We start from the raw sequence: 11814 nt of genomic DNA on the forward strand, positions 1-11814 counted from the left end.
GGGCGCCGCGCGTAGGGTCGCGAGCATGACGACGACCGACACGGGCGCCCCGTCGACGCCCGCACCGGCGGGGCACCCCCGCCCGCAGGACGACCTCTTCCGCGCCGTCAACGGCGACTGGCTGGAGGGCGCGCGCATCGCTCCGGACCGGTCCGTGGCTGGCGTGTTCGTCGACCTGCGCGACGACGCCGAGGCCGCGGTCCGCACCATCTGCGAACGCGCCGCGGCGGGCGGGAGCGCGGCCGCCGAGGAGCGCCTCGTGGGCGACCTCTACGCCAGCTTCGTCGACGAGGCCGCCGTCGAGGCCGCCGGGACGGCGCCGCTCGCCGACGCCCTGGCGCGCGTGGTCGCCGTCGAGGACGTCGAGGGCTTCTGGCGGCTGCTCGGGCAGCTGGACCGGGAGGGCTCGGGCGGTCTCGTCGGGCTGTCGGTCGACACCGACCTCGGGGACCCGGACCGCTACCTGCCCTACCTCGGCCAGGGCGGTCTCGGCCTGCCCGACGAGGCCTACTACCGCGAGGAGCAGCACGCGGAGGTCCTCGCGGCCTACGGCCCCCACGTCACCGCGATGCTGCGGCTCGCGGGCGTCGAGGAGCCCGAGCGCCACGCCGAGGCGGTCCTCGCGCTCGAGACCGAGCTGGCCGGCGCCCACTGGGACCGCGTCCGCCGCCGCGACGTCCAGCAGATGTACAACCTCCTCGACCGGGCCGGCCTCGAGGCGCTGGCCCCCGGCCTGGCGTGGGACGCCTGGCTCGAGGGGCTGGGGGCGCCCGCGTCCCTGCTCGACGAGGTCGTCGTCGCGCAGCCCTCCTTCGTCGAGGCGCTCGGCGGCCTCGTCGTCGCCGACCGCCTCCCCGCCTGGCGGGCCTGGCTCACCTGGCGCGTCGTCCACGCCGCCGCGCCCTACCTCCCCGCCGCGTTCGTCGAGGAGTCCTTCGCCTTCTACGGCCGCCGGCTCTCCGGCACCGAGCAGATGCGCGAGCGCTGGAAGCGCGGCGTCGCCCTCGTCGAGGGCGGCGTCGGCGAGGCCGTCGGCCAGGTCTACGTGCGCGAGCACTTCCCGCCCGACGCGAAGGCGCAGGTGCAGCTCCTCGTCGACCGGCTGGTCGAGGCCTACGCCCAGGAGATCTCCGGCCTCTCCTGGATGACGCAGGAGACCCGCGACCGCGCCCTCGAGAAGCTCCGGCTCTTCACCCCCAAGGTCGGCTACCCCGACCGGTGGAAGAGCTACGACGGCCTCGAGGTCGACCGCGCCGACCTCCTCGGCAACGTCCGCCGCGTCAGCGCCCACGAGACCGACCGCGAGCTCGCCAAGGTCGGCCGCCCCGTCGACCGCGACGAGTGGTTCATGACGCCGCAGACCGTCAACGCCTACTTCAACCCCGGCATGAACGAGATCGTCTTCCCCGCGGCGATCCTCCAGCCGCCCTTCTTCGACCCCGCCGCCGGCGACCCGGCCAACTACGGCGCCATCGGCGCCGTCATCGGCCACGAGATCGGCCACGGCTTCGACGACCAGGGCTCCCGCTTCGACGGCCGCGGCCAGCTCCGCGACTGGTGGACCGAGGAGGACCGCACCGCCTTCGACGCCCTCACCCAGCGGCTCGTCGCCCAGTACGACGTCCTCGAGCCCGAGCAGACCCCCGGCCGCACCGTCAACGGCGCCCTCACCGTCGGCGAGAACATCGGCGACCTCGGCGGCCTCGGCATCGCCCTCGTCGCCCTCCGCCTCGCCCAGGCCGCCGACGGCCGCGACACCACCACCGACGACGTCCGCGCCGCCCTCACCTCCTGGGCGACCGCCTGGCGCTCCGTCGCCCGTCCCGAGGAGCGCCTGCGCCGCCTCGCGACCGACCCCCACTCCCCGGAGGAGTTCCGCTGCAACCAGGTCGCCCGCAACCTCGACGAGTTCCACACCGCCTTCGCGACGGCGCCGGGGGACGGCATGTGGATGGAGCCGGCCGACCGGGTGCGCATCTGGTGAGGTGACGCCCTCCCGGTCGCTGCTCGTCGCGCTGGGTCGGGCTGGTCCGGGAGGGGCGGTCGCGCCCCGGGCACTGCCTACGCGCTCGGTCGGGGCTCCCGCCCCGGCCTCGCTGCTCGGCTGACGTGCCCGGGGCGCGACCGCCCCTCCCTCTGCGCCTCACCCGGCTGCGTGGCCCGCGCCTCGAGCGGGTGAGCATCGCCATCGCCGCGCACCGGTCGCCCGTGGGGGTGTCTGGGGGCGCTGGGCGCCCTCAGCGGTCGGTGTGGGTGCCGCCCGGGCGCCAGAGGACGTCGCCGTCGCCGCCGAGGTCGGGGGAGTTGGCGGCGCGGGCCAGGACGAACAGCAGGTCCGAGAGGCGGTTGAGGTAGCGGGCCGTCAGGGGGTTGACGCCGCCCTCCGTCGTGCCGTGGGCCGCGATCGCCGCCCACACCGAGCGCTCCGCGCGGCGGGCGACCGTGCGGGCCAGGTGCAGGTGCGCGGCGGCGGGCGTGCCGCCCGCCAGCACGAAGCTCGTCAGGGGCGGCAGCGCCTCGGTGAGCACGTCGATCTCGCGCTCCAGGTCGCCGATCCACGGCTCCTGCACCCGCAGCGGCGTGTGCTCCACGCGCGCGCCCACCGGCAGGCACAGGTCGGCGCCCACGTCGAAGAGGTCGTTCTGGACGCGCCGGACGACGGAGCGCACGCGCTCCAGGACGGCGCCCGGGTCCGCGCCGCGGCCCGGCGTGGACGGGTCGGGCGGCCCTGCCGCCTCCTGCTCGTCCTCGCCCGACGCCCGGTGGTCCGGCTCCTGCTCGTCCGGCGACCCCGCTCCGTCACCGCCGGCGCCCGGCGCCGCCGGGGGAGCGGTGGCGGGCAGCGCCGCGAGGACGAGGCCGAGGGCGGCGCCCGTCTCGTCGACGTCCGCGTAGGCCACCAGCCGCGGGTCCGTCTTCGACGTCCGCGAGAAGTCGCCCAGGCCCGTCGTCCCGTCGTCGCCCGTCCCGGTCCAGATACTCGTCAGCCGCACCGCCATGCGCGCAGCGTCGCAGAGGACCCGGGAGCGCGCCGCTCCGCCCCGTCGGCGGGGGGAGGGGCGGCCGGCGGTGCGTAGGCTCGCCCGCCGTGGAACGCATCGTGGTGACCGGCGGCGCCGTCCTCGAGGGGGAGGTCGAGGTGCCGGGCGCGAAGAACAGCGTCCTCAAGCTCATGGCCGCGAGCCTCCTCGCCGAGGGGCGCACGGTGCTCCACGACGTCCCGGGCATCGTCGACGTCCGGATCATGGCCGAGCTGCTGCGCCGCCTCGGCTGCGTCGTCGAGCACGACGCCGCGGCGCGCACCTGCGCGATCGACGTGCCCGCCGAGGTCGGCCACCGCGCCGACTACGAGCTGGTGCGGGCCATGCGCGCGTCCATCAGCGTGCTCGGCCCGCTGACCGCCCGCGTCGGGCGCGCGGACGTCGCCGTCCCCGGGGGCGACGCCATCGGCTCGCGCGGCCTCGACCTCCACGTCGAAGGGCTGCGCGCGATGGGCGCCGACGTCCACGTCGACCACGGGTACCTCGTCACCGAGGCGCCGGCGGGGGGCCTGCGGGGCGCCGAGGTGGCGCTCGCCTTCCCGAGCGTGGGCGCCACGGAGAACCTGCTCATGGCGGCCGTGCTGGCGCGCGGGCGCACGGTCCTCTCCGGGGTCGCGCGCGAGCCCGAGATCGACGACCTCGTCGACCTCCTCCTCGCGATGGGCGCCCGCATCACCGGGCGCGGTGGGTCCGAGCTCGTCGTCGACGGCGTCGACGCGCTCTCGCCCGCCGAGCACGCCGTCGTCCCCGACCGCGTGGTCGCCGGCACCTGGGCCTACGCCGCGGCCATCACCGGCGGCCGCGTGCACGTGCGCGGCGCCCGGCCCGAGCACCTCGTCATGGCCCTCGACAAGCTCCGCGAGGCCGGCGCCGAGGTCGAGCCGACGGGCACCGGGCTGCTCGTCCAGGGGCCCGAGCGGCCCCGGCCGGTCGACGTCGCCACGCTGCCCTACCCCGGTTTCCCCACCGACCTGCAGCCCTTCGCCCTGGCGCTCGCGGCCGTCGCGGACGGAAGCTGCGTCGTCACCGAGAACCTCTTCGAGGCGCGCTTCCGGTTCGCCCACGAGCTCGAGCGCCTCGGCGCCGACCTCGTCGTCGACGGCCACCACGTGCTCGTGCGCGGCCGTCCGGGGCTGTCCGCCGCCCCCGTGGAGGCCAGCGACATCCGCGCCGGGGCGGCCCTCGTCGTCGCCGCCCTGCGCGCCGAGGGCACGACGGCGGTCCACGGCGTCGGGCACGTCGACCGCGGCTACGAGGACGTCGTCGCGTCCCTGCGCGGGCTCGGGGCCGACGTGCGCCGCGAGGTCGTCGAGCCGGCCCAGGCCCTGCTGCCCGTCGACTGAGGCCGCGCGCACCGGGCGGGCGTCACCGGGTCAGCGGATCAGGGGGTCGGGGGTCAGCGGCGCAGGATCGCGCGCGCCACCTCCTGGTCGCGGGGGAAGACGAGCACGCGCGGGCCGTCGGTCGTCGGGGCGAGCGTGGCCCGCAGGCCCTCGCGCTCGAGCTTCTGCCGCAGCACCTCGGCCTCGACGAAGGTGGCCGGCTCCGCGACGGGCACGAGCAGGCCGTAGTCGGTGGGCGCGCCGCTGCGCGCGCGGCCCGGCACGAGCGAGGAGCCCCGCGCCCACGTCCACCGGAGCAGCAGCGCGAGGACCCCGACGACGCAGAAGGCGACGAGGGGCCCGAAGAGGAAGGAGTAGCTGCCCCACTGCGGCACGCCCCGAGTGTGCGCCCCCGCGGGGGCGCCGGCGCACCCGGCCCCGGGTGACGGGCCAGCGGCGGCGTGGCCGCCGCGCCGGTACGCACGTACCAGTACTTTGGTACGTTCGTCCCATCGGGCGCCGGCAGGCGGCGCCCCCGACGTCGGGAGCACCTCGTGGCCTGGGTCCTCGTCATCGCCGCCGGTCTGCTCGAGACCGTATTCGCCGTCGCGCTCAAGCTGTCCGACGGCTTCAGCCGACCGGGGTGGACCGTCACCTTCGTCGTCGCCGCGGTCGCGAGCTTCACGCTGCTGTCCCGCGCACTGGGGGACCTGCCGGTCGGCACCGCCTACGCGGTCTGGGTGGGCATCGGCGCGGTCGGGACGGCGGTCGTGGGCATGGCGGTGCTCGGCGACCCGGTGACGACCGGCCGGCTCCTCAGCCTGCTGCTCGTCGTCGCCGGGGTCGTCGGGCTGCAGCTCACCTCCGGCGGGTCGGCGCACTGATGGCCGCCGGGGCGGGCGAGAGGCCCGGGCCGTCGTCGGGCGCCCCGCGGGGGGCGGCGCGCCGCGCGGCGCTCGTGGCCGCGGCGGCGGGGCTCGTGGCGGCGGGCGGCCCGGCGGCGCTCAGCGCCCGCGCCGCGGCTCGGGCCGCCGGGGTGCCGCTGGCCGCGGTCACGTACTACTTCGACGACGTCCCGGCGCTGCTGCGCGAGGCCGTCGAGGTGCTCCTCGACGACCTCGGCGAGCGGGTCCGCGCGGCGTCGGCCGCGACCCCGCCGCCGGCCGCGGAGGACCCCGGCGCGACCGCCCTCGCGGGCGCCGTCGTGCGCCTCGTCCTCGGCCCCTACGGCGGGCGCGGGGCCGCGGGCCTGCGCGCCCTCTACGCGCGCACGCTCGAGCTCTCGGCCGACCCGGAGCTGGCCCCGCGGCTGCGGGCTTTCGACGCGGCCTGCGCCGACGCCGTGGCCCGGCTCCTGCGCTCGGCCGGTCGTGAGGCCGGCGCCGCGCGCGCCGTCCTCGCGCTGGCCGACGGGTGGCTCGTGGCGGCCGCGGTGGCCGGCGAGGCGGGGCCGGGGGACGACGGTGGGGCGCTCGAGCGCTGGGCGGCCGAGCGCCTCGCGCCCGGTCTGGTCGCGCTGGCGCCCGTGCGCTGACGTCGTCGCTCCCGTCGGCGTCGAGGAGGGCGCACGGGGGTGGGCGGCGGCAGGGGGCACCATGCCGTCGTGGAGACCGCCCTGCTGCTCGTCGTCGTGGCCGCCGTCGTGGGCGGCGTCGAGCTGCTGGTGCGGCGCACGGGCGGGTCCGCGCCGCTCGTGCTGGTGCTCGTCGGCGTCGTCGCCTCCTACCTGCCCTTCGTGCCGCCGGTCGTCCTGGACCCCGAGCTCGTCCTCGTCGGGCTGCTGCCGCCGCTGCTGTACGCCTCGGCGCTGCGCACCTCGCTCGTCGACGTGCGGTCGAACCTGCGGCCCATCGCCCTGCTCTCGGTCGGGCTCGTGGCCGTGACGGCCCTCGTGGTGGGGCTCGTCGTCGCGGCGCTGCTGCCGGTGCCCCTCGCGGTGGGCATCGCCCTGGGCGCGGTGGTGGCGCCGCCCGACGCCGTGGCCGCGACGGCGGTGGCCCGCCGGGTCGGGCTGCCCCGCCGCGTCGTCACGGTGCTCGAGGGCGAGAGCCTCCTCAACGACGCCACCGCCCTCGTCCTCCTGCGCACGGCCCTGGTCGCCGTGGCCGGCGCGGTGAGCGCCGCGGAGGTCGGGGCCCGCTTCCTCCTGGCCGCGGGCGGCGGGGTGCTCGTCGGCGTCGTCGTCGCCGCGCTCGCGGGCCGGCTGCGGCGCCGGCTGGACGACGAGGTGCTCGACACCACCCTGTCCTTCGCCGCGCCGTTCGTCGCCTACCTGCCCGCCGAGGAGGTGGGCGCGTCCGGCGTGCTCGCCGTCGTCGTCACGGGCCTGCTGCTGGGGCACCGCTCCCCGGTCCAGCAGGCGGCGCGCTCGCGCATCGCCGAGCGCCTCAACTGGCGGACGGTCCAGTTCCTCCTCGAGGGCGGCGTCTTCCTGCTCATCGGGCTGCAGGCCTCCGACGTCGTGGGCGGCGCCCTGGCCGGCGACCTCGGCCTGGGCCGGACGCTGCTCGTCTGCGGCGCGGTGCTCGCCGTCGTCGTGCTCGTGCGCCTCGCCTACGTCGCCGTGGCTCTGCCGCTGGCCGGCCTGGTCGGGCGCCGCGCCGCGCGCGGGTCCGAGGCGGAGGGCGGGGCGGCCCCGGACGTGGGAGGGGACGGCCGGGCGGACGGGCCGTCGTGGCGCGTCGTCGCGGTCATCGGGTGGGCGGGCATGCGCGGCGTCGTCACGCTCGCGGCCGCCGCCTCCCTCCCGGCGAGCACGCCGCAGCGCGAGGTGCTCGTGCTCGCCGCGCTCGTCGTCGTCGGCGGGACGCTGCTCCTGCAGGGGACGACGCTGCCGCCGCTCGTGCGCGCGCTCGCGCTGCCGGCGCCGGACCCCGGGGAGGACGCGCTCGTCCACGCCGCCGTCCTCGACCGGACCCGGCGGGCCGCCGAGCAGCGCCTCGAGCAGGTGCGGCGCGAGGAGGACCCGGACGACGTCGTCGACGGGCTGCGCGAGCGCCTGCGCCGGCGCGGCGACGTGGCGTGGGAGCGGCTCGGGCGCGGGGGCGACCACCGCTCCCCGGGCCGGGCCTGGGCCCGCCTGCGCCTGGAGATGCTCGACGCCGAGCGCGCCGAGCTGCTCGCCGTGCGGGACGAGGGGCGCGCGCCGGACGAGGTGCTGCGCCAGGTCCTCGCCGAGCTCGACGTCGAGGAGTCTCTCCTCGACGCGGCCGTCGCGCGGGACGACCGGGCCGGCGCCCTGCGGGCGCCCGTCGCCGGGTCCTGCCGGCACCTGCGCGACGCCCCGGCGCCCGCGGAGGACGTCGTCCCCGCCGGCGGGGAGGGGGGCGAGCTGGGCTGCGAGGGCTGCCTGGCGCTGGGCGAGCGGCGCTGGGAGCACCTGCGCCAGTGCCTGGCGTGCGGGTACGTCGGCTGCTGCGACTCCTCGCCGCACCAGCACGCGCAGGCGCACGCCCGGCACGAGCACCACCCCGTCATCCGCAGCGCCGAGCCGGGCGAGGCCTGGCGCTGGTGCTACGTCGACCGCGAGCTGGGCTGAGGCCGCGGGGGCGGGCCGGACGCAGGGGGCCCCCCACCGCGAGCGGTGGTGGGCCCCCTGCTGCCCGGTCGTCGGGCGTCGCCTCCTCCGGGCGCTGGGCGGTTGCCGTCAGCCGGCCACCGCGACGAGCGTGACGGGCACGTTGCCGCGGATCGCCTTGGAGTACGGGCACAGCTCGTGCGTGCGCTCCACGACGCGCTGCGCCGTCGCCTGGTCGACGCCCGGGATGCGCACGGTCAGCTCGGCCGTGATGGCGTAGCTCTCGCCCTCGGGGCCGAAGCCGATGTCGGCGCGGACCTCGGCGGCCGAGGTGTCGACGTCCTGCTCCTTGCCGGCCAGGCCGAGCGCGCCGGTGAAGCAGGTCGCGTAGCCGGCCGCGAAGAGCTGCTCGGGGTTCGTGCCCGTGCCGGGCCCGCCGGTCTCCTTCGGGGCCGTCATGCTGACGTCGAGGACGCCGTCGCTGGAGACGGCGCGCCCGGCCTTGCGGCCGCCGCTCGAGGTGACGCTGGCGGTGTAGACGATCTTCGACGGGTTGTTCTCGCTCATGCCCGGGCCAGCCGCGCGCGGACGCCCGTCATTCCCCGAGGGCGCGCCGCCCCTCCTCGGCCGAGGTCGGCGGCCCGGGTGGTGGTGGGGGCGGTGGGGTCAGAACAGGCGCGTCGTCGGGTCGTCGACGCCGCGCATGGCGTCGTAGTCGAGGACGACGCACCGGATGCCCCGGTCGGCGGCGAGGACCCGCGCCTGCGGCTTGATCTCCTGGGCGGCGAAGACGCCCGTCACCGGGGCCAGGAGCGGGTCGCGGTTGAGCAGCTCGAGGTACCGGGTGAGCTGCTCGACGCCGTCGATGTCGCCGCGCCGCTTGATCTCGACGGCGACGGAGAGCCCGCCGGCGTCGCGGCAGAGGATGTCGACCGGGCCGATCGCCGTCGGGTACTCGCGGCGCACGAGGACGTGGCCGGTGCCCAGGTGCTCGATCTGCTCCGCCAGGAGGCGCTGGAGGTGGGCCTCCACGCCGTCCTTGACGAGGCCCGGGTCGAGGCCGAGGTCGACGGTGGTGTCGCTGAGCACCTCGTGCACCGCGACGACGAGGACGTCGTCGGTCTTGGCGCTGACCACGCGCCACGTCTCGACGGCGCCCGCCTCCGCGGCCGGGCCCTCGGCGGGGGAGGTGGTGAGCGCGCAGGGCGGGCTCATCCAGTTGAGCGGCTTGTAGGAGCCGCCGTCGGAGTGCACGAGCACGCTGCCGTCGGCCTTGACCATGAGCAGGCGCGTCGCCAGGGGCAGGTGGGCGGTCAGGCGGCCCACGTAGTCCACGGAGCACCGGGCGATGACGAGCCTCACGGGCGGCGACCCTAGCCGCCGCGGGCCTCTGCTCCCGCCGCCGTCGCAGCGCCGCTGCCGGGCCGTCGTCGTGCCGCCTGCCCCCGGCCCCCGGCACGATGGGGCCGTGCCCCGCAGCAACCGCCCCCGCCGCGGGGGCCGCCCCCGTCCGACGTCCGGCGCCCCTCGCGGCGGCGCCGGCCCCGAGCGGCCGCTCGGCGGCGGCCTGCGCCGGGTGGAGGACCACCCCGACGGCGAGTGGGTCGTCCAGGTCGTCACGGGCGGGGGCGCCGAGCGCAGCTACCGCTGCCCCGGCTGCGACCAGCTCGTGCCCGGGTCGAGCCCCCACGTCGTCGCCTGGCCCGCCGACGGGCTCCTCGGCGCGGAGGCCGCGCTCGCCGACCGCCGCCACTGGCACCGCCCCTGCTGGGACCGCCGCGCGGTGCGCCGTCCCCGCTGAGCCCCCGTTCCCGCTGAGCCACCCACCGCTGAGCCGCCGACCCGCTGAGCCCACCCACGGCTGGGCCGACGTCACCGCTGCGGGTCGGGGAGGCGGGCCGCAGGCGCGTCGCTCGCGCCCGCGGCCTCAGACCCGCGGTGCGGGCTCCACGAGCTCGACGAGCACGCCGCCGGCGTCGGCCGGGTGCACGAAGTTGACCCGGCTGCCCGCGGTGCCCCGCCGGGCCTCGTCGTAGAGCAGCCGGAGGCCGCGGGCGCGCAGCGCGGCGGCGGCGGCCTCGACGTCGCGCACCCGGTAGGCGAGCTGCTGCAGGCCGGGGCCGCGCCGGTCGAGGAAGCGGGCGATCGTCGAGGCGGGGGAGAGCGGGGCGAGCAGCTGGACGCGCGCGGCACCCGGCCCGCCGTCGCCCGCCACGAGCATGGCCTCGCGGATGCCCTGCTCGGCGTTCTCCTCCTCGTGCTCGAGGCGCAGGCCGAGGACGTCGCGGTGGAAGGCCACGGCGGCGTCGAGGTCGGCGACCGCGATCCCGACGTGGTCGACGCCGAGCAGCAGCGCGCGCCCCTGCTCGTCGAGGAGCCCTCCGAGGGCCCCCTCCCCGCTGTCCGGCGTGCCCGTGCTCATGCCCGGCAACCTAGGGCGAGCGGGAGGGCGCGACCCGGCGGGACGGCGGAGGTCACGGTCGTGTCACGAGCACGGCGCCCCGGCGTCTACCCTGGGGTGGTGCTGGTCGCCTTCTCCGTCGCGCCCTCCGGGTCCGGTGACTCCCTCGCGGAGGCGGTCGCCGACGCGGTGCGCGTCGTGCGCGAGAGCGGTCTGCCGCACCGCACCGACAGCATGTTCACCACCGTCGAGGGCGAGTGGGACGAGGTCATGGACGTCGTCCGCCGCGCCACCGAGGCGGTCGGGCGCCACGGGGACCGCGTGTCCCTCGTGCTCAAGGCCGACATCCGTCCCGGTCGCACGGGGGAGATGCAGGGCAAGGTCGACCGCCTCGAGGCGGCGCTCGCCCGCACGGACCCCGACCGCGGCTGAGGCCGTCGGCCGCGGCGCGAGCCGCCCCGCCCGCCGGTCCTGACGCCGGTGCCCTGCCCCGGGCGGGCGCCCCGCACCCGGCCCCGACGCGCCCTCCGCCCCCAGACCCGCTCTCCCCGACCCACGCCGGGCGCCCGCCCGCCGAGGAGGCCCCGTGCCCGAGCCCGACGACGTCCGCCGCCACCCCGCCGTCCGGCGGACGCGGCGCCGCACCGCCGCGGGGTGGGTCGGCATCGCCGTCCTCGCGCTCGCCGGGCTCGTGGCGCTCGGCCTCGGCACCGCGCAGCGCACCGTCTGGCTGCCCGACGACCAGGTGAGCGCCACGGCGAGCACCGGCGGCGGGGACACCCCGGCGCGGCTCGTCGTCACGGCGCCCGGCGTCCTCGAGACCCGGCCGGGGCCCGTGACCGTCACGGCGACGTCGTCGGACGGCGGGCCCGTCGTCCTCGTGCTCGGCCGGGAGACCGACGTCACCGCCTGGACGGCCGGGGTGCCCACGGCCGTCGTCGGGGGCCTGGAGGCGCCGACGACGCTCGCCGTCGACCCGCCCGCCGCCGCGGCCGAGGGTGCGCCGGCCGACGCGGCCTCCGTCGACCCGGCCGACGCCCCGGGGTGGGAGGCGGTCGCCGAGGGCGAGGGCTCGGCGACGCTCGAGGTCGAGCCGCCGGAGGGCCGCTGGCTCGTCCTCGCCGCGTCCGACGGCGCCGCCCCGGCGCCCGAGGAGCTGCGGCTCACGTGGCCGCAGGAGGTCGTCACCCCGCTGGCCGTGCCGCTGCTCGTCGGCGGCGGGGCGGCGCTGCTCGCCGCCGTCGTCCTCGCCCTCGTCCACGCGAGGACGACGGGCGGGCGCCACCGCCGGGCCGTCGCCGCGGCCACGGCGGACGCACCGGAGGCCGCGGGGCCGGGGGCGCCGGAGGGCTCGAGCCCGTGGGCGCCCGCCCCGCCGGAGGAGGGAGCCGGCGCTCCGGACCGGCCCGCCGAGGAAGCCGACCAGGACGAGCGAGCCGACCGCGACGAGGAGCACCGATGAGTTGCCCTGTGTCAAGCCGCCGTGTGGTGGGGCTGGTTGAGGAGGCGTTGCAGGGCTCGGTGCTGGGTGGG

General features: G+C 78.2%; 13 protein-coding genes. 8 read left to right on the forward strand and 5 right to left on the reverse strand.

The features are described 5' to 3' along the window. Positions 1–25: 25 nt before the first annotated feature. Positions 26–1984, forward strand: a complete 1959-nt coding sequence (locus Q0789_RS12590) for a M13-type metalloendopeptidase (protein WP_298805710.1) — start codon at positions 26–28, stop codon at positions 1982–1984. Positions 1985–2237: 253 nt separating this feature from the next. On the opposite strand, the gene Q0789_RS12595 is transcribed toward Q0789_RS12590, so the two are convergent. Further along, the gene (locus tag Q0789_RS12595; protein WP_298805712.1) at positions 2238–2999 is read right to left on the reverse strand and encodes a cob(I)yrinic acid a,c-diamide adenosyltransferase; all 762 of its coding nucleotides are present in this window, start codon (positions 2997–2999) and stop codon (positions 2238–2240) included. A gap of 89 nt (positions 3000–3088) precedes the next feature. Here Q0789_RS12595 and murA point away from each other — a divergent pair, with 89 nt between their 5' ends. Further along, positions 3089–4384, forward strand: a complete 1296-nt coding sequence (gene murA, locus Q0789_RS12600) for a UDP-N-acetylglucosamine 1-carboxyvinyltransferase (RefSeq protein WP_298805714.1) — start codon at positions 3089–3091, stop codon at positions 4382–4384. Positions 4385–4437: 53 nt separating this feature from the next. Here murA and Q0789_RS12605 read toward each other — a convergent pair whose 3' ends face one another. Next, positions 4438–4758 (reverse strand): hypothetical protein, encoded by a 321-nt coding sequence (locus Q0789_RS12605; protein ID WP_171202280.1) that lies wholly within the window; start codon positions 4756–4758, stop codon positions 4438–4440. Positions 4759–4917: 159 nt separating this feature from the next. Between Q0789_RS12605 and Q0789_RS12610 the strand changes: the two genes are divergently transcribed. The 3 genes from Q0789_RS12610 (at position 4918) to Q0789_RS12620 (ending at position 7901) form a co-directional block, all read left to right on the forward strand. Next, a complete protein-coding gene (locus Q0789_RS12610; RefSeq protein ID WP_298805717.1) occupies positions 4918–5247 on the forward strand; it encodes a multidrug efflux SMR transporter in 330 nt (109 codons plus the stop codon). Further along, complete coding sequence (locus tag Q0789_RS12615; RefSeq protein WP_298805719.1) at positions 5247–5897, forward strand: hypothetical protein; 651 nt, start codon at positions 5247–5249, stop codon at positions 5895–5897. Before Q0789_RS12610 ends, Q0789_RS12615 begins: the two co-directional genes overlap by 1 nt. Positions 5898–5966: 69 nt before the next feature. Further along, positions 5967–7901, forward strand: a complete 1935-nt coding sequence (locus Q0789_RS12620; RefSeq protein ID WP_298805720.1) for a Na+/H+ antiporter — start codon at positions 5967–5969, stop codon at positions 7899–7901. A 108-nt stretch (positions 7902–8009) separates the two neighbouring features. Here the strand turns inward: Q0789_RS12620 and Q0789_RS12625 are convergent, their stop codons facing one another. Further along, positions 8010–8447 (reverse strand): organic hydroperoxide resistance protein, encoded by a 438-nt coding sequence (locus Q0789_RS12625; RefSeq protein WP_298805722.1) that lies wholly within the window; start codon positions 8445–8447, stop codon positions 8010–8012. Positions 8448–8546: 99 nt separating this feature from the next. Continuing rightward, positions 8547–9242, reverse strand: a complete 696-nt coding sequence (gene nucS / locus Q0789_RS12630) for an endonuclease NucS (RefSeq protein ID WP_298805724.1) — start codon at positions 9240–9242, stop codon at positions 8547–8549. A gap of 106 nt (positions 9243–9348) precedes the next feature. Between nucS and Q0789_RS12635 the strand changes: the two genes are divergently transcribed. Beyond that, positions 9349–9681 carry a hypothetical protein gene (locus Q0789_RS12635; protein WP_298805726.1) on the forward strand — a complete coding sequence of 111 codons (333 nt, stop codon included), beginning with the start codon at positions 9349–9351 and terminating at the stop codon, positions 9679–9681. A 126-nt stretch (positions 9682–9807) separates the two neighbouring features. Here the strand turns inward: Q0789_RS12635 and mce are convergent, their stop codons facing one another. Beyond that, positions 9808–10302 carry a methylmalonyl-CoA epimerase gene (gene mce, locus Q0789_RS12640; protein ID WP_298805728.1) on the reverse strand — a complete coding sequence of 165 codons (495 nt, stop codon included), beginning with the start codon at positions 10300–10302 and terminating at the stop codon, positions 9808–9810. Between the two features lie 99 nt (positions 10303–10401). On the opposite strand from mce, the gene Q0789_RS12645 reads away from it, so the two are divergent. Together Q0789_RS12645 and Q0789_RS12650 are read left to right on the forward strand one after the other, a co-directional pair. Next, entirely contained in the window at positions 10402–10713 is a 312-nt protein-coding gene (locus Q0789_RS12645; RefSeq protein ID WP_298805730.1) for an MTH1187 family thiamine-binding protein, read from the forward strand. A gap of 154 nt (positions 10714–10867) precedes the next feature. Continuing rightward, positions 10868–11743, forward strand: coding sequence for a hypothetical protein (locus Q0789_RS12650; RefSeq protein WP_298805732.1), 876 nt, complete (start codon positions 10868–10870; stop codon positions 11741–11743). The last annotated feature ends 71 nt before the right edge of the window (positions 11744–11814 follow it).

The organism is uncultured Pseudokineococcus sp., assembly GCF_947499845.1.
GTDB lineage: Bacteria > Actinomycetota > Actinomycetes > Actinomycetales > Quadrisphaeraceae > Pseudokineococcus.